The 15,917-nt window shown below is 54.1% G+C and carries 16 protein-coding genes; 11 read left to right on the plus strand and 5 right to left on the minus strand.

Annotated features, from left to right (window positions below):
- The gene (locus HFD87_RS07190) at positions 1 to 1,293 is read right to left on the minus strand and encodes a lysine N(6)-hydroxylase/L-ornithine N(5)-oxygenase family protein (RefSeq protein ID WP_010247061.1); all 1,293 of its coding nucleotides are present in this window, start codon (positions 1,291 to 1,293) and stop codon (positions 1 to 3) included.
- Between the two features lie 10 nt (positions 1,294 to 1,303).
- Positions 1,304 to 2,857 carry an aspartate aminotransferase family protein gene (locus tag HFD87_RS07195; protein WP_167423162.1) on the minus strand — a complete coding sequence of 518 codons (1,554 nt, stop codon included), beginning with the start codon at positions 2,855 to 2,857 and terminating at the stop codon, positions 1,304 to 1,306.
- A 440-nt stretch (positions 2,858 to 3,297) separates the two neighbouring features.
- Between HFD87_RS07195 and HFD87_RS07200 the strand changes: the two genes are divergently transcribed.
- Positions 3,298 to 3,609: a type II toxin-antitoxin system HigB family toxin gene (locus HFD87_RS07200; RefSeq protein ID WP_010247063.1), complete on the plus strand. Its 312-nt coding sequence runs from the start codon at positions 3,298 to 3,300 to the stop codon at positions 3,607 to 3,609.
- Positions 3,606 to 4,019, plus strand: coding sequence for a type II toxin-antitoxin system HigA family antitoxin (locus tag HFD87_RS07205; RefSeq protein ID WP_010247064.1), 414 nt, complete (start codon positions 3,606 to 3,608; stop codon positions 4,017 to 4,019). The genes HFD87_RS07200 and HFD87_RS07205 overlap by 4 nt, the downstream gene beginning before the upstream one ends.
- Positions 4,020 to 4,134: 115 nt before the next feature.
- Here HFD87_RS07205 and HFD87_RS07210 read toward each other — a convergent pair whose 3' ends face one another.
- From HFD87_RS07210 to HFD87_RS07220, 3 genes are read right to left on the minus strand one after another with little or no spacing between them, the layout of a single operon-like run.
- Complete coding sequence (locus tag HFD87_RS07210) at positions 4,135 to 5,508, minus strand: PTS ascorbate transporter subunit IIC (protein WP_167423163.1); 1,374 nt, start codon at positions 5,506 to 5,508, stop codon at positions 4,135 to 4,137.
- Between the two features lie 39 nt (positions 5,509 to 5,547).
- A complete protein-coding gene (locus HFD87_RS07215) occupies positions 5,548 to 5,820 on the minus strand; it encodes a PTS sugar transporter subunit IIB (RefSeq protein WP_010247066.1) in 273 nt (90 codons plus the stop codon).
- A 48-nt stretch (positions 5,821 to 5,868) separates the two neighbouring features.
- Entirely contained in the window at positions 5,869 to 6,318 is a 450-nt protein-coding gene (locus tag HFD87_RS07220) for a PTS sugar transporter subunit IIA (RefSeq protein WP_010247067.1), read from the minus strand.
- A gap of 576 nt (positions 6,319 to 6,894) precedes the next feature.
- Between HFD87_RS07220 and HFD87_RS07225 the strand changes: the two genes are divergently transcribed.
- The 9 genes from HFD87_RS07225 to HFD87_RS07265 all read left to right on the plus strand — a co-directional run bounded on the left by HFD87_RS07225 (position 6,895) and on the right by HFD87_RS07265 (position 15,842).
- Positions 6,895 to 7,629: a GntR family transcriptional regulator gene (locus tag HFD87_RS07225; protein WP_010247068.1), complete on the plus strand. Its 735-nt coding sequence runs from the start codon at positions 6,895 to 6,897 to the stop codon at positions 7,627 to 7,629.
- Between the two features lie 553 nt (positions 7,630 to 8,182).
- Positions 8,183 to 9,181: an MsnO8 family LLM class oxidoreductase gene (locus HFD87_RS07230; protein WP_010247069.1), complete on the plus strand. Its 999-nt coding sequence runs from the start codon at positions 8,183 to 8,185 to the stop codon at positions 9,179 to 9,181.
- Between the two features lie 23 nt (positions 9,182 to 9,204).
- Positions 9,205 to 10,356, plus strand: a complete 1,152-nt coding sequence (locus HFD87_RS07235) for an amidohydrolase (RefSeq protein WP_167423164.1) — start codon at positions 9,205 to 9,207, stop codon at positions 10,354 to 10,356.
- Positions 10,357 to 10,436: 80 nt separating this feature from the next.
- Positions 10,437 to 11,750: an LLM class flavin-dependent oxidoreductase gene (locus HFD87_RS07240; RefSeq protein WP_167423165.1), complete on the plus strand. Its 1,314-nt coding sequence runs from the start codon at positions 10,437 to 10,439 to the stop codon at positions 11,748 to 11,750.
- 11 nt (positions 11,751 to 11,761) lie between these two features.
- Entirely contained in the window at positions 11,762 to 12,703 is a 942-nt protein-coding gene (locus HFD87_RS07245; RefSeq protein WP_010247072.1) for an ABC transporter substrate-binding protein, read from the plus strand.
- Between the two features lie 10 nt (positions 12,704 to 12,713).
- Positions 12,714 to 13,232 (plus strand): GNAT family N-acetyltransferase, encoded by a 519-nt coding sequence (locus HFD87_RS07250; RefSeq protein ID WP_010247073.1) that lies wholly within the window; start codon positions 12,714 to 12,716, stop codon positions 13,230 to 13,232.
- A gap of 9 nt (positions 13,233 to 13,241) precedes the next feature.
- On the plus strand, positions 13,242 to 14,168 hold the full coding sequence (locus HFD87_RS07255; RefSeq protein WP_010247074.1) for an amino acid ABC transporter permease: 927 nt from the start codon (positions 13,242 to 13,244) through the stop codon (positions 14,166 to 14,168).
- Positions 14,152 to 14,946, plus strand: coding sequence for an amino acid ABC transporter ATP-binding protein (locus HFD87_RS07260; RefSeq protein ID WP_010247075.1), 795 nt, complete (start codon positions 14,152 to 14,154; stop codon positions 14,944 to 14,946). The genes HFD87_RS07255 and HFD87_RS07260 overlap by 17 nt, the downstream gene beginning before the upstream one ends.
- Positions 14,943 to 15,842 carry an ABC transporter substrate-binding protein gene (locus HFD87_RS07265; RefSeq protein WP_050679335.1) on the plus strand — a complete coding sequence of 300 codons (900 nt, stop codon included), beginning with the start codon at positions 14,943 to 14,945 and terminating at the stop codon, positions 15,840 to 15,842. Before HFD87_RS07260 ends, HFD87_RS07265 begins: the two co-directional genes overlap by 4 nt.
- The last annotated feature ends 75 nt before the right edge of the window (positions 15,843 to 15,917 follow it).

The raw sequence follows: 15,917 nt of genomic DNA on the forward strand, positions 1-15,917 counted from the left end.
TCAGTGCTCCGATTTAGCCGGGAAGGTCTGGAAGGCAATCTGACGCTCGATCGGGTAGACCTCGCGTCCTGTCAGTTCGCGCAGCAGCACCGAGTTGCGGTAGCAGGCCATGCCGAGATCCGGCGTAACAAAACCGTGGGTGTGCAGTTCGGCGTTCTGCACGAAGATCTGATTGTGATAATCGATGCTGTAGTTGCGCTGCACGTCGTAGCGGCCTTTGTCATCCCAGCGCAGGCGGGCGTTGATGCCCTCTAAAAACATCGGTGGCTGGTAGTGATAGCCGGTCGCCATCACCAGTCCTTCGGTGCGACGGGTGAAGGTGCAATCCTGCTCCTCCTGATGCAGCGTCAGCTCGAACTCTCCCTGTGGCAGCCAGCGCATAGCGGTCAGCGCCGAGTGAGTAAACAGGTTAACGTTCAGATCGCCATCGAGCTGTTTTACATACATCAGGTCATAAATGTCGTTAATCAGGCTGCTGTTGATGCCTTTGTAGAGATTCTTGTGGCGCGCATTCAGTTCGTCGCGGGTGCTGGCGGGCAGCGCGTGGAAATAGTCGACCCACTCCGGCGAGGTCATCTCCAGCGTGAGCTTAGTGTACTCCAGCGGATAGAAGCGCGGCGCGCGGGTGATCCAGTTGAGCTGATAGCCAAAGCGGTCGATATCGGTCAGCAGGTCGTAGTAGATTTCTGCCGCGCTCTGGCCGCTGCCCAGCACGGTGATGGAACGCTTCTGCTGCAGTTCCGCTTTGTTGACCAGATAGTGGCTTGAGTGCGTCAGGCGCTGGCGGTGCGGCTGGCTGCACTCCGGCATCCAGGCTTTAGGCCCGGTGCCGAGGATCAGATGTCGTGCCAGATAGTTCTGTTTCTGACCATTCCGGGTGTCGGTCACCTGGAGTTGATAGACGCCAGCCGCCTCATCGTAGCTGACATACTCAACGTGGCTGTTCCAGCGCAGATTAGAGAGCCGTGAACTGGCCCACTGGCAGTACTGATTATACTCTTTGCGCATCAGGAAGAAGTCTTCACGGATATAAAAAGAGTATAATTTCCCCTTTTCCTTCATGTAGTTAAGCAGGCTGTAAGGGCTGGTCGGATCGGCGAGTGTCACCAGATCGGCCATAAACGGCGTCTGCAGATGGGCATTTTCCAGCATCATGCCGGTGTGCCAGTCAAAGCCTGGGTTCTCATCCAGGAAAAGACCGTTCAGTCCCTCAACCGGCTCACTCAGACAGGCCAGACTCAGGTTGAAAGGGCCGATACCGATACCAATAAAATCGTAAACGGAATTATTCATTTCAGAGCTCTCACTGTTTCGCCGCGTTCAGCGCAGACGCACGTACCTGCTCGCGGCCATATTGCGCGATCAGGCTCAGCACATCTTCGATGTCGGCGATGGTCGTGGTGGGATTTAACAGGGTGAATTTCAGGTACTGACGCCCATCGACTTTGGTTCCGGCAATCACTGCGTTGCCGGAGCGGAAGAGCGCTTTACGGATAGCGGCGTTGATTTCGTCGATCTGTGCGTCGCTGGCGTTTTTGCCGGGCACGTAGCGGAAAATCTGGGTGGTCAGCTCAGGCGCGTGCAGCACTTCGATAGCAGGATGCGCAGTTAACCGCTCATGAGCCGCCTGTGTCAGCTCTATCAGCGTATCGAAAGCGTCACCCAGCGCCGCCGGACCCATCACGCGCAGGGTCAGCCACATTTTCAACGCATCAAATCGGCGGGTGGTCTGAATGCTTTTGTTGACCAGATTCGGTGTGCCTTCCTGCTGGGCACTGAGCGGATTCAGGTAATCTGCATGGTGCGTGACATGCTTCAGATTGTGGCTGTCCCGCACAAAGAACGCACCGCAGCTGACGGTCTGGAAGAAAGATTTGTGATAATCGACGGTGACGGAATCAGCCCGTTCAATGCCATTCAGGCGTGAGCGATGATTCTCTGAGACCAGCAACCCACAGCCGTAAGCGGCGTCAACGTGCATCCACAAACCATAATTGTCACAAAGACGGGCAATCTCCGACAGCGGATCGATGCTGCCAAAGTCCGTGGTGCCGCTGGTGGCAACCACAGCAATCGGGATCAGCCCTTCACTGCGACATTTCTCGATCTCCTTAGCCAGGCACGCTGCGTCCATACGGTAGTGGGCGTCGTGATCAACGGCGATAACTGCGTCATAGCCCAGCCCTAAAATCGCCATCGATTTCTGGATGCTGAAGTGGCTGAGTTTTGAGGTAAACACTCGCCATTTCGACGCGGTCTCAGGCAGGCCGCGATGTTTAATCAGATGCCCCGGATGATGTGCCGCGCACCAGCTATCACGCGCCAGCAGCATTGCCATCAGGTTGGACTGGGTGCCGCCGCTGGTGAAGATCCCATCAGATCCGGCAGGCAGGCCGATGCGGCCAAGCGTCCAGTCGATCACCTTCTGCTCAATCAGCGTACCGCCTGCGCTCTGATCCCAGGTGTCGACCGAGCTATTCACTGCCGCCATAATCTGCTCAGCCATCAGAGAGGGCAGCACGACCGGGCAGTTCAGGTGCGCCAGATATTTAGGGTGGTGAAACCAGACGGCGTCACGCAGATAGAGCTGACTCAGCTCTGTCAGGGCGTCATCGTTGTTACCCAGCGGACGATCGAGATCGACCTCACTGAATTCCGCCGCCAGTTCATGGGGCAGGATACCGCTGAAAGGCTTCTCAACGCCGGTAACGGTACGGGTCATCAGCGCCAGCACCTCCTGAGTCTGCTGCGACCAGGCCGCCAGTTGCTGATCGTTAAAAATAGCCGTTTCGGCACCGCTGGCATTGGATGCTGGCGCGAGATCCTGTGCCGCCTGAGTGGATGAGCGTAAAAGCATGTTCAGTTCCTGTGCGTTAATACCAGTGACCCTGCCGACGTAAGGTCAGCAGCGTTGGATGTCCGCTCAACAACTCCAGTAAACATAAAACTAACTAACCAGATAAAAACCCTGACCATTAAATGGATTAGTGTTTTCACCTTAAAAAGAATAAATACCGCATATTATTTGTGGATTTGGCAGCGTTAAACGCTTTGTTATATGCGGATGAGAGTGTAAATGTTAATCATTATCATTCAAATGTTTTGTTGTTAAATTTTATTTATTAGTATGTCTAATGTTGAAAATGTGATGTTGATCACTTTTCTGGATCGGAATAATCCTTTTTTTACTAGGTTTAGCGCCAGCAATTCATTCAGAACTCATCTGCGTGTGTTCCATGTTGGAAACATTAGCTTTGTGGGTTAGAATGTTTCCAACATGGAAAGTTTGAGAGAAAAATGCATATCATCTCAAGAGGGCCGTTCAGGGAAGCGGCAATAATTTATCCAAATCATGCCTCCGCACTGGATGCGGCTTATCTGGTCCTAAGGGACGAAAACTTTGCCACGCCAGATGCGCTGAAAATTCGCTTTCAGAGCCTTGACCGCATGAAGTACCGGGAAAAGTGGTGGGTAATCGATGTGGGCGGAAACAGCCTGAGAATCATGTTTTATGCTGACTTTGATCGCGGCAAAATTTTTATCAAACACATCGTGACGCATGCGGAATATGACAAGCTGGTGAAGAAGTACCGGGAGAGTAAAGAATGATTACCGAAGCAATCCAGGCGACCAATGACCTGGTCAGAATTGTTCCCTTTCTGGGAGGCAGTACCGATAAAAGGGACTACGAGCAGGCGCTGGAACTGGTTGAATATCTGGTTGAGCACCAGCCGGACAGCCCGTTAGTAGAGATACTGTCTGATAAAGTCGCCCGATACGAAAACAGCGCCCCTGAGTTCGCTGCGTTTAACGCGCGTACTGATGCTATTCCGCGCGGAGTAGCACTTTTGCGAGTCATCATGGATCAGCACGGCCTGACTCAATCCTCTTTTGCGGATGAAATAGGGCAGCGCTCTTATGTCAGTCGTATCCTGCGTGGTGATCGTCCTTTGACGGATAAACATAAAGCCCGACTGGCAGCGCGTTTTAACCTGCCGTTTGAAGCATTCGCTGAATAACTTAGCCTGAACTTATATGAGTGCGGTTTTTTTTCTGGAAACTGAATGATGAAGGTATTCCGCAAACAACCAGAAAGCGCTCATTGCCCTTTCTGGTTGCCATTAAGCGTTACTATTACCCTGCATTCGTTTCTACAGGCACCTTCTTTTTAGCCGTAAAGTTATAAATCACTAACAAGCCAAAAATGCCGGTGATAATCATGGTAATGGTTCCCTTATCCATAAAGTGAGCCATATTACCCAGCAGGATGCCGGTGACGCCGAAGTCGGTATCCGAGAAGGTGGTGTTGGTCAGCCCTATCTGTCCGAGTACCGGCAGCAGGGCGACAGGCAGGAAGGTAATTAACAGGCCATGAGCAAAGGCACCGCAAATCGCCCCACGCTTGCCGCCGGTCGCATTACCAAACACGCCAGCCGTAGCGCCACAGAAGAAGTGAGGAACCACACCCGGCAGAATCAATACCCAGTGCAGCTGACCGAGTACAAACAGCCCCACCAGGCCACCGACAAAGCTGGAGATAAAGCCAACCAGCACCGCATTCGGGGCGTAGGGGAAGACAATCGGGCAATCCAGCGCCGGTCTGGCTTCCGGAACCAGTTTTTCTGAAAAGCCGGTAAAGGCAGGGACAATTTCAGCCAGGATTAAGCGCACACCCTGCAGAATGATAAAGACACCCGCCGCGAAGGTAATGGCCTGAATAAAGGAGTAAACAAGGTAGTTCTGACCATTGCTGAAATTAGCCTCTACATATTCTTTACCGGCAGACACCGACAGGATTAAGTAGATAATCATCATCGTCAGAGAGATCGAGATGGTACTGTCACGCAAAAAACTGAGGTTTTTTGGCATGTTCATCTCTTCGGTGGATTTAGATCCTTTGCCTACCAAAGAGCCGATCCAGCCTGATAAGACATAGCCAATTGTCCCGGTATGCGCCAGCGCGACATGGTCGCCACCAATGATCTTACGCATATAGGGCTGGGCGATCGCCGGGAAGGTGGCCATCAGAATGCCCAACAGCAGTGACCCGGTGTAAATAAGCTGAATACCTTCAAAACCAGCAACCGATAAAATAATCGCGATCATACAGGCCATATAAAACGTCACATGCCCTGAGAGGTAGATATATTTCAGTCGGGTGAAGCGGGCGACAATGATGTTGGCGACCATGCCGAAGGCCATGATCATCGTGGTAGGCGCACCATATTTTGCCAGAGCGATAGAGACCATCGCTTCGTTATTAGGAATGATGCCCTGAACATCAAACGCATGTTTGAAAATGTCGCCCAGTGGCGTCAGTGAACCGACCAGAACGGTCGCACCGCCTGCCAGTACCAGGAAGCCCAGAATAGTTTTTACCGTGCCCTTGATAACATCAGGAAACGGCTTCTTCTGCGCAATCAGTCCGAAAAATGCCACCAGTCCGACTAATATAGAGGGCACTTTCAGCACGTCGACGACGAACTGCAAAAGATTTTGAGTAAACATATTAACCTCGAGGGTAAGGTGTTTATCTAATTATTAGCGTCACTTTTTCTCAAAATACTCACGTATTTTCTGCTCCACTTCTTTCAGGTCAATGATGTTATTAATGATGATGACCTTCTGTTCAGGAAGGTTTGCGCTATAAGCAATGTCTTTGGCCATAACAAAAACATCTGCCACATCGGGGGTGACAGAGCCGAGATCCGAATGTTCCACTTCAGCTTCAACACCGATCGTTTTAAGCACTTTCTTGATGTTCATTTCCATCATGAAGCTGCTGCCTAAACCTGAACCACACACCGCCATAATTTTCATATCAAACCTCATTAACTAATGATTAAAAGTCGCGTTTCAACGGGCAGACTAAACGCCTGATAAAATCGTCATGAGCGCTTCTTTGCTGCTCGCATTGAATATCTGCGCCATGATCTCTTCATCGGACAGCACTTCCGCCAGCTGGGAGATCATTTCGATATGGCTATTACTGTCCGGTGCGGCAAACATGAAAATAGCCTTCACCGGATCGTTTTCTTCGGAGTCAAATTTCACTGCTGTACCCAGCAGCACAATCGACAACCCCAGTTTGTGTGCGCCTTGTTCCGGGCGTGCGTGGGGCATGGCAATCTGGGGCGCGATGACAAAAAAGGGGCCGATCTCCTCTTTTTGCTGAATAATCGCATCAATATAATCCTGCGATATTGCGCCCTCACTGAGCAGAGGACGTCCCGCAATAACTAACGCTTCCTGCCAGTCAGTCACGCTTTCGACGTACTGGATTTTCTCGTTATTTAACCACTTAGCCAGGTGTGACATCGTCTTACTCCTCCTGTTTAAATGCGCAATAAAATTTAACTAAACGCATAAACCGTGTGGCGTTTGCCTGCTCCCGGTTGCGCATAACCCATCTCATATAAAATGTTCTCAACCGGAACAGGGCCTGTTATGCATTCCGATTTTTCATAAATTCCTGAGTATGTACAGTCAGTTTCCCTCAAAACCCCCGTTATCACTTTTTTAGATAAACTTTCTGTCAGCAGAGCGAGACAAAAATCGAATGTAGTAAAAGGAGGCAACATCCTTAAAATTCATGATTTTCATGGAGTTATTAAAAAAATATTTTCTCATTGTTCAGATGGGGTTATATTTCACAACGGTCATCACATCTGTACATGTTAAAGGTGTCTAGTCATCCTGATGATGTCCTTCGACGTGTACGGACACAACATGTAAAGTTAAAATATTGCTTATCAGGCTTAACATCAGTGCCAATTTGATAAGTTGATCACATATTCAGCTAGCGGAAGTGGTACTCATCCGGCAATGTCAGGCAGAACTGTACTGACACGGATTAGAGGGAGTCTGTCCTTCACTCAAACGGGAAGAAAGCCAATGGTTGATGGCATTACTGAAAAACAAAAAGAGGTTGTTGATTACATCCTCAATAAAATTAAGGATGATGGCCTTCGACCCGGAGAGAAACTGGATACCGAAATATCAATTGCCAAAAGCATCGGTATTACTCGCGCAACGGTGCGTGAAGCCACACGCATTCTGGTGGAGCAGCAGAGAATTTACCGGGTTAAAGGGTCGGGTATTTTTGTCGGTTCTACGGAGATGAGTAGCCAGGCGAACCGATATCATGTGCTTTCACCTTTTGATTACCAGGCGCAAAGAAATGGCCATAAAGGTGTAAGAAAAATCATATCGGTTAGCATTATCAAGGTTCCTTCTGCTGATATCGCTCAGGCGCTGCGTATTAAAAACAGCGATCAGATCTATAAAATTTTACGCCTGATGTGTTTCGATGACATCCCGGTGGCTCTGGAACATATTCACCTGCCGGTTAATATGTTTAGCAGCATGGAGTTCAGCAAGCTGGAACTGTCAAAATATGCCTACATTGAAGAAGTTACCGGTAAGAAAGTGCAGCTAAGGGACCAGCATTTAACGGCCGTCAATCTTACGGATACACAGTCGCTTACTCTGCTTAATTTAGCTGAAGGGGATGCTGTCATTCAGCTTAATGAAACCGTTTATCTCGACGACGGCGTTCCCTGTGAAGTGAATGTGGCGCTTATCAACACCCGATTCTTCCCGTTGAAACAAAATTCGCAACGGCCTTAGAAAAATAATCTTGTTTCTGGGCTCAATGCTTTGCTGTGCCCAGATATGACCCTATCAGACAGATTCGTGCCCGGTTTACACCTCTCATTACAGTAGAGGATCTTAATTCCGGATAATGTATAAGGTCCTGTAAATCATCTGGCAGTTGCAATGAGTTATCTCTGACTCAATTGCATTCTTCATATGCTTATTTATCTATCTGGCGACCCGTGCTTCAACATCCTGTGAAGAATGTATTTCAATGCCATGAATTCAGGCTGTCTGAATTCCTGCAGTCGCGGCTAACAACAGCTGTCATCTTTCAATACGTAAGACGATTTTCTGCAAACCTTTGCCAGTTCGCCGATTTTACTCACCTTAATATCAGGCAACGAATAGCGTTATACGCAAAATATCTGCCTGATTCCCTGTTTCAGAGCCCGTTTTCCCTCTTTCACTTCTCACTGTTCTCCATTATGACGAAATCAATAATGCATAAAACAATATGATGTTTTACCAATGATCGACTGCGCAGCACACTGGTCTGCAACCGGAATAAACAAGGACCAGGTGAATGGCATATCGATTAAGTCTGTTAGATAAAGCGCCCGTGCTGCAGGGTGAATCACCCACCGCGGCGCTGCAGCGCACGCTGCAGATGGCGCAGCGGGCAGAGGAGTGGGGTTATCACCGCTTCTGGCTGGCGGAACATCACAACACCGCGCAGCTGGCCAGTCCTTCACCTGAGGTATTGATTGCCTGGATCATTGCCCAGACACGACATATTCGCGTCGGATCGGGCGGCGTGATGTTGCAGCACTACAGCCCTTATAAAGTGGCAGAGAACTTTAATCTGCTCGCTTCGCTGGCACCGGGCCGTATTGACCTCGGCGTGGGCAAAGCGCCGGGCGGACTTCCACTCTCCACCCATGCGCTGCAACAGGGTGTTGATGCCGCTAAAAAAGGGAGCTTTGCCGAACAGCTTCAGCTGCTGGATAGCTGGCTGAAGCCCGGTCAGGCTGATCCTGACGATGAGGGTTTAGCCGCCACGCCACTGCCGTCACGTCCGGCGAACCGTTTTCTGCTGGGTGCCAGTGAAGAGAGCGCCCGGCTGGCCGCCAGTCTGGACTGGCAGTTTGTCTTTGCCGCTCACCTTAATGGCGACCGCCAGTTGCTGGAGCATGCGCTGAGTACCTACTCCCGCCTGAGCCAGGGTCAGCGCGCCCTGGTGGCCGTGCAGGTGGTGGTGGCCGACTCACCCGCCGGGGCTGACCTGCTGGTAGCCAATCTTCGTCACTACCATGTAGCGGTGAAAGATGGCCCCAGCGTCAACGTCGCCAGTCTGGAACAGGCGGAGCGCTATGTGCGTCAGGGTGGATACCGCGATTATCAGATTGAGCCGCGCACGCCGTCACTTCTGAAAGGCACGGCGGCGCAGGTTCATGCCCAGCTGGACGCGCTGCATCATAATTTTGACATTGATGAGTTTGTTATCGACACGCCGATTACTGAGCCGGTTGCACGTCTGCAGTCACTTGAACTGCTGGCCACGCATCATCTGGTCGCAGCCTGAATCCCCGTCAGTGGAGAGTCATCATGAACCCTGAGTCACAACTGATTGAATGGCGACGCGAACTGCACACCTGGCCGGAGCTGTCGGGTCAGGAATTTGCCACCACCGCGCGACTGCGGGGCTGGTTGCAGGCGGCGGGCATCCGGCTGCTGGACTATCCACTGGAAACCGGCCTGGTGGCAGAAATTGGCAGCGGAGAGACGGTGATCGCGCTGCGCGCCGACATCGATGCGCTGCCGATCCATGAGGCGAGCGGGGTGCGTTTTCACTCCCGCCATCCTGGCGTGATGCACGCCTGCGGTCATGACCTGCACAGCGCGGTGATGCTGGGTGCGGCCTTAAAGCTCAATTCACAAGCCGATCGGTTAGCTGGCCGGGTGCGCATCCTGTTCCAGCCCGCTGAAGAGATAGCGCGCGGTGCGCATCAGTTCATTGAGGCGGGGGTACTGGATGAGGTGCAGGCTATCTTCGGAATGCACAACGAGCCTTCGCTGCCCGTCGGCACCTTTGCCACCCGCAGCGGGGCGTTCTACGCGAATGCTGACAAATTTATTATCCGCGTCACCGGCAAAGGCGCACATGCCGCGTATCCGGAGCAGGGTGTCGACAGCATTGTGACGGCCAGCCAGATTATCCAGGCGTTACAGGGACTCACCAGCCGCAGCTTCAGTGCCCTGGACAGTCTGGTACTGAGCATTACCCGCATCGACGGCGGCAAAAGCTGGAATGTATTACCCGGCGGCGTTGAGTTTGGCGGCACGGCCCGAACCCACGATTTACAGGTGCGCGCCGAACTGGAACAGCGGGTGCGCACGCTGGTTGAGCACTTCGCCGACGCCAATGGCGCGCAGGCAACCCTCAGCTGGCATCCTGGCCCGCCAGTGCTGATCAACGATGCGCACTGGGCGACCTTCAGCAGCGAAGTGGCGCAGCAGGCGGGCTATCGGGTGCAGACCGCCGATCTCCATCTGCTGGGTGAGGATTTTGCCTTCTATCTGCAACAGGTGCCGGGGGCGTTTGTCAGCATCGGCAGCGCCAGTGACTTTGGTCTGCACCATGCCAGCTTTACCCCGGATGAGGCGCTGATTGCGCCCGCCGCCGACTACTTCGCCCGACTGGCTCGCCAGGCGCTGCAACATCTTAACGCGCGATGTCGGGAAGCCATTCTGAACTGAATTCATCTGCAACCCGCTACAGCACGATGGTTCTGACCACCGTCGTCGGGCATCGCTACGACTAAAAAAGAGAGAGCATCATGACCACAAGACAACTTCGGCTGGGTACCATTCTGCATGGCGCATCGGGAAACATGTCTGCCTGGCGCCATCCGGCGGCGCAGGCCGATGCCAGTATTAATCTGGATTACGCCAAAAAAATCGCCCGCAAGGCGGAGCAGGGCAAACTCGATTTTCTGTTTGTCGCCGACGGGTTGTTTATTAACGAAAAGTCGATCCCGCACTTTCTGAATCGCTTTGAGCCGCTGACGCTGCTCTCGGCGCTGGCGGGCGTCACTGAACATCTGGGGCTGGTCGGCACGGTATCGACCTCTTACAGCGAGCCGTTCACCGTGGCGCGTCAGTTTGCCAGCCTTGATCATCTCAGCGGCGGGCGTGCAGGCTGGAACGTGGTGACGTCACCGCTGGAAGGCTCGGCCAAAAACTTCTCGCGTCAGCAGCACCCGGAGCACGCATTGCGTTACCGCATTGCCGATGAGTATCTGCAGGTGGTGAAAGGATTGTGGGATTCGTGGGAGCAGGATGCTTTTGTGCGTGATAAGGCCAGCGGACAATTTTTCGATCCGGCGAAGCTGCACACGCTCGATCATCACGGTGATTTCTTCCAGGTACAGGGGCCGCTGAACATCGCCCGCACGCCGCAGGGTCGTCCGATTGTCTTCCAGGCGGGCGCGTCCGACGACGGTAAAAAACTGGCGGCGCGTCATGCTGACGCCATCTTCACCCATCAGCCGACGCGTGAAGAGGCGCAGGCATTTTACCAGGATGTGAAACAGCAACTGGTGGCGAATGGCCGTCAGCCAGACGATTTGCACATCTTCCAGGGTGTCAGTGTAATTGTTGGCGATGATGCAGAGGACGTGGAGCGCCAGTATCAGACCACGGCGGCGCTGGTGTCGATTACCGATGCGCTTAACTACCTCGGGCGTTTCTTCGACCATCACGACTTCTCACAGTATCCGCTGGATCAGCCGTTCCCGGATATCGGTGACATCGGTCAGAACAGCTTCCGCAGCACCACCGACGAGATCAAACGCAAAGCACAGCAGCATGGGCATACCCTGCGCCAGGCCGCGCTGGAAGCGGCAACACCACGCCCGCTGTTTCACGGCACGCCGGAAGAGGTGGCGGATGGCCTGCAGCTCTGGTTTGAAACCCAGGCTACTGACGGCTTCATCATTAATGGCGGCACGCCCGATACCTTTGAACGTTTTGTCGACCGCGTGGTGCCGATTTTGCAGGCTCGCGGCCTGACGCGCCGCGACTATCCGGGCAGCACGCTTCGTGACAGCTTCGCCCTGAAACAACCCGTTAATCAGTTCACCTCACAATAAGAGCACAAGCCATGAACAAAACATCGCGTCTTATCGCCCTGCTTATTCTGGCGGCCAGTAGCCATGCGCTGGCTGAAGATACCAGCGTCTCCTATAACGGCCAGCGCGTCAGCCTTGAAGCTAACAAAGCGCCGATCAATACCGTGAAGAATCCGGAGGCGATCGCGCAACTGCCTGCGGGTCATCGTTTTGTGGTGCCGGGTTCCTTTACCGTGGCAGTCGCAGCGCTGAACTCCCCGCCGTTAACGGTGTTTTCCGATGACAACAAAACCCTGCTTGGCAGCGAAGTGGATATTGCCCGGCTGGTGGCTGACAGCCTGGGATTAAAACTCAACGTGGTGCCAGCGTCCTGGGAAGACTGGCCGCTGGGCGTGGCCTCGGGCAAATATGACGCGGCGATCTCCAACATTACCGTGACCAAAGATCGTAAAGAGAAGTTCGACTTCGCCACCTACCGCAAAGATTCACTGGGCTTTTATGTCAAAACCAGCAGCCCGATAAAGTCACTGACCAAAGCAGAAGATATTGCCGGGCTGAGGATCATTGTGGGATCCGGCACCAATCAGGAGGCGATTCTGCTGGCGTGGGATAAAGAGAATCAGGCAAAGGGACTGAAAGCCTTTACGCCGGTTTATACCAAAGATGATGCCGCTCAGACGCTGGCTCTTCAGGCTGGCCGGGCTGATGCCTACTTTGGTCCCAATGTGATTGGTGCCTGGAAAGCGGCACTGACCGGCAAAACCCGTCTCGTCGGCAGCGTCGATGGCGGCTGGCCCAAAGCGGCGCACATTGCCGTTACCGTGAAGAAAGGCAGCGGTCTGGCGGAACCGATCAGCACCGCGCTGAACGGTGTGATCGGCAACGGTGACTATCAGAAGGTGCTGAACCGCTGGGGTGAAGGTGTTGAGAAGATAGATCGTTCCGAAATCAATCCCGCCGGGCTGGGCGACTAAGGAGCTGACCATGAGTGAATCCACTTTTCGCGAAGTTTCACCCGACGCGCCGGAATTGCAACCGATCCTGGGCGGCCTGTTTGGCGAATATTCCGCACGCTATGGCGACTATTTTTCCCGTCGTAACGAGCTGGAACAGGAGCTGACCGAATGGTATCTGCCGCCGCAGGGGCTGTTTATCGTACTGGAGCGTGACGGCGAGATCATCGCGATGGGCGCTTATAAACCCTATGACCCGCAGACCGCCGAGCTGAAGCGCATCTGGACCCGCAGCGATCTGCGGCGTCAGGGGCTGGCGCTGGTGGTGTTACAGGAACTGGAGCGTCGCGCCTTACAGGCGGGCTATCAGCGGCTGTTTCTCACCACCGGCTTCCGTCAGCCGGAGGCGGTGCGGCTCTATACCGGTCACGGTTATCAGCCACAGTTCGATCTCAGCGGGGATCTGGAGCGTTATGGCCAGCCGCCGCACGACGGACGACTGCGTTTTATCAAAGTGATCGGCGTCTATAACGTCGCCGCGGCGAGTTAAGGAGTGACCATGAGCAAACATCAACATCTGCAGGTGGTGCCGGCACGCTACCCGGCACGCACGGCAGGGGCTATCGTTGCGCTGTTTATTCTGGCAGGCGTGGTGCAGTCAGTGGCCTTTAATCCGCGCTGGGAATGGAGCGTGTTTGCCCGCTGGTTCTTTGACCCGGTGATCCTGCACGGTCTGGGTCAGACGCTGCTGCTGACGCTGCTGGGTACAATATTCAGTCTGTTTCTGGGTGGTCTGCTGGCGCTGGCACGTCTCTCCTCATCCTGGCTGCTGAGCACGCTGGCATGGGGTTATATCTGGCTGTTCAGGTCACTGCCGCTGATTGTGGTGCTGATCATTCTTTATAACTTCTCCTATCTCTACGACACCCTGTCTGTCGGCATTCCGTTTACCGGCCTCTCCTGGGGGGCATATCAGACGATTAACGTGCTGGGGCAGTTTCAGGCAGCCGTTATCGGTCTGACGCTGGTGCAGGCGGCCTACAGCGCGGAAATTATTCGCGGCGGGATCCTCGGCGTCGATCACGGTCAGGTAGAGGCCGCGTCCGCGCTGGGTCTCTCCGCCACACGCCGCACCTTCCGCATCATTCTGCCGCAGGCGCTGCGCGCCATTATCCCCACCGCGTTCAACGAGATCATCAGTCTGGCGAAAGGCACATCCGTGGTTTATGTGCTGGCGATGCCGGAGCTGTTCTACACCATCCAGATGATCTACAACCGCAATCAGGAAGTGATCCCACTGCTGATGGTCGGTGCTGCCTGGTATCTGATTATCACCACCGTGTTGTCCGTGATTCAGTACAACGCCGAACGCTGGATGGCCCGCAGCGTCACCCGTGAACCGCAACCGTCGCGCTGGCGACAATGGCGCAACCGCGTCACGCCACTTCATCCGACCGAGGAGATCAGCCATGTCCGAAGCCATTGATTACCGCACCTCACACACTACCGGTGCCATCAGCATCACCGGCGTCAGTAAACGATTTGGTAAACATAAAGCGCTGGATGATGTATCGCTGTCACTGGCACCGGGGTCCGTCACGGTGATCCTCGGGCCGTCCGGCTCCGGTAAATCCACGCTGCTGCGCACCATCAATCATCTGGAGCGGGTCGACGAAGGATTTATTCAGATTGATGGCGACTACATCGGCTATCAGCAGCGCGGCAATAAGCTGTATGAACTGAAAGAGAAGGCGATTCTGCGCCAGCGCATCAACGTCGGCTACGTGTTCCAGAACTTCAATCTGTTCCCACACCTCAGCGTGCTGGATAACCTGATTGAAGCGCCGATTGCCCATCGTCAGTTAACGAAACCGGAAGCGATACAGCGTGCAGGCGAACTGCTGGATATTGTGGGCCTGCGGCATAAAGCCGATGCGTGGCCGCGTCACCTTTCGGGCGGGCAGCAACAGCGCATCGCGATTGCGCGTGCGCTGATGCTCAATCCACGGGTCATGTTGTTCGATGAGCCAACCTCGGCGCTGGATCCTGAACTGGTGGGCGAAGTGCTGGATGTAATTAAAAAGCTGGCGCGTTCCGGCACTACGCTGGTGATTGTGACGCATGAGATCGGCTTTGCCCGTGAAGTGGCGGACAACGTGGTCTTTATGGTGGATGGCCGGATTGTGGAGCAGGGCAGCACCACCCAGGTGCTCAATAATCCGCGTCATGAGCGCACCCGACGCTTTCTGGCGCGCGTGTTATGAGGGCATTAACGTTAACGGTTCTGACGCTGCTTCCGGCGCTGGCCTGTTCTGCGGCTGAGAAGCTCGATGTCCTGCAAAACGAGACGCCGATTCATGCCCCGGCCAATCCGCAGGCTATTGGTAAAATTCCGGCCAATTACCGTTTTATCGAACCGGGCACCCTGACGGTCGCTACCTCAGCGACCAACTCGCCGCCGCTGTCGCTGCTGGCGTCTGATAACGTCACGCGGATCGGCAGCGATCCCGATATCGCCCGACTCCTTGCTGATAGCCTGGGGCTGAAACTCAGGCTGGTTCCGGCTTCCTGGGAGGACTGGCCGCTGGGCATCAGCGCCGGACGCTATGATGTTGCGATGTTCAATATTGCCGTGACCGAAGAGCGCAAGAAGAAGTTCGATTTTGCGACGTATCGCGCCGACAACCACGCTTTTGCGGTGAAAAGCGACAGTCATATCAGCAAGATTAATAGTCCGGCGGATATTGCCGGTAAGCGGATTATCGTCGCCTCGGGCACCAATCAGGAGCGTATTTTACTGAGCTGGGATGAGCAGAACCGGGCTAAAGGTTTGCCTGCGGTAACGCCGATTTACCTGACTGATGATGCCTCCGCGACGCTGACGCTACTGTCGGGACGGGCAGATGCGATGTTTGGCCCTCACTCGATGGCGGCCTGGAAAGTGGCGTCACGCGGACAGACAAAGCTGGTTGGCAGCGGACCGTTTCGCGCCTGGGTAGCCGTGACCACCAAAAAGGGCAATGGCCTGGCACCCGCGCTGCAGGCTGCGCTGGATGGCACCATCGCAGGCGGGCAGTATCAGCAGGTGCTGGCACGCTGGGGCGAACAGGATGAGGCCATCACTCAGTCCACGGTGAATCCACCCGGCATTGTTTACTGAGTCTGCAGAACCGGCTCGCCTGCTGCGGCCGGTTCTGCGCACTTCAACCTGATGAGCACAGAATTGAACTACACT

This window comes from Pantoea sp. EKM21T (assembly GCF_011800405.1).
GTDB classification, from domain to species: Bacteria; Pseudomonadota; Gammaproteobacteria; order Enterobacterales; family Enterobacteriaceae; genus Pantoea; species Pantoea agglomerans.

What these genes read in the sequence shown, in the direction of transcription:
- HFD87_RS07195 (WP_167423162.1), bottom strand. Translation starts at nt 2,857, where the DNA reads ATGCTTTTACGCTCATCCACTCAGGCGGCACAGGATCTCGCGCCAGCA.
- HFD87_RS07240 (WP_167423165.1), top strand. Translation starts at nt 10,437, where the DNA reads ATGACCACAAGACAACTTCGGCTGGGTACCATTCTGCATGGCGCATCG.
- HFD87_RS07230 (WP_010247069.1), top strand. Translation starts at nt 8,183, where the DNA reads ATGGCATATCGATTAAGTCTGTTAGATAAAGCGCCCGTGCTGCAGGGT.
- HFD87_RS07245 (WP_010247072.1), top strand. Translation starts at nt 11,762, where the DNA reads ATGAACAAAACATCGCGTCTTATCGCCCTGCTTATTCTGGCGGCCAGT.
- HFD87_RS07210 (WP_167423163.1), bottom strand. Translation starts at nt 5,508, where the DNA reads ATGTTTACTCAAAATCTTTTGCAGTTCGTCGTCGACGTGCTGAAAGTG.
- HFD87_RS07265 (WP_050679335.1), top strand. Translation starts at nt 14,943, where the DNA reads ATGAGGGCATTAACGTTAACGGTTCTGACGCTGCTTCCGGCGCTGGCC.
- HFD87_RS07225 (WP_010247068.1), top strand. Translation starts at nt 6,895, where the DNA reads ATGGTTGATGGCATTACTGAAAAACAAAAAGAGGTTGTTGATTACATC.
- HFD87_RS07205 (WP_010247064.1), top strand. Translation starts at nt 3,606, where the DNA reads ATGATTACCGAAGCAATCCAGGCGACCAATGACCTGGTCAGAATTGTT.
- HFD87_RS07235 (WP_167423164.1), top strand. Translation starts at nt 9,205, where the DNA reads ATGAACCCTGAGTCACAACTGATTGAATGGCGACGCGAACTGCACACC.
- HFD87_RS07215 (WP_010247066.1), bottom strand. Translation starts at nt 5,820, where the DNA reads ATGAAAATTATGGCGGTGTGTGGTTCAGGTTTAGGCAGCAGCTTCATG.
- HFD87_RS07220 (WP_010247067.1), bottom strand. Translation starts at nt 6,318, where the DNA reads ATGTCACACCTGGCTAAGTGGTTAAATAACGAGAAAATCCAGTACGTC.
- HFD87_RS07255 (WP_010247074.1), top strand. Translation starts at nt 13,242, where the DNA reads ATGAGCAAACATCAACATCTGCAGGTGGTGCCGGCACGCTACCCGGCA.
- HFD87_RS07260 (WP_010247075.1), top strand. Translation starts at nt 14,152, where the DNA reads ATGTCCGAAGCCATTGATTACCGCACCTCACACACTACCGGTGCCATC.
- HFD87_RS07250 (WP_010247073.1), top strand. Translation starts at nt 12,714, where the DNA reads ATGAGTGAATCCACTTTTCGCGAAGTTTCACCCGACGCGCCGGAATTG.
- HFD87_RS07190 (WP_010247061.1), bottom strand. Translation starts at nt 1,293, where the DNA reads ATGAATAATTCCGTTTACGATTTTATTGGTATCGGTATCGGCCCTTTC.
- HFD87_RS07200 (WP_010247063.1), top strand. Translation starts at nt 3,298, where the DNA reads ATGCATATCATCTCAAGAGGGCCGTTCAGGGAAGCGGCAATAATTTAT.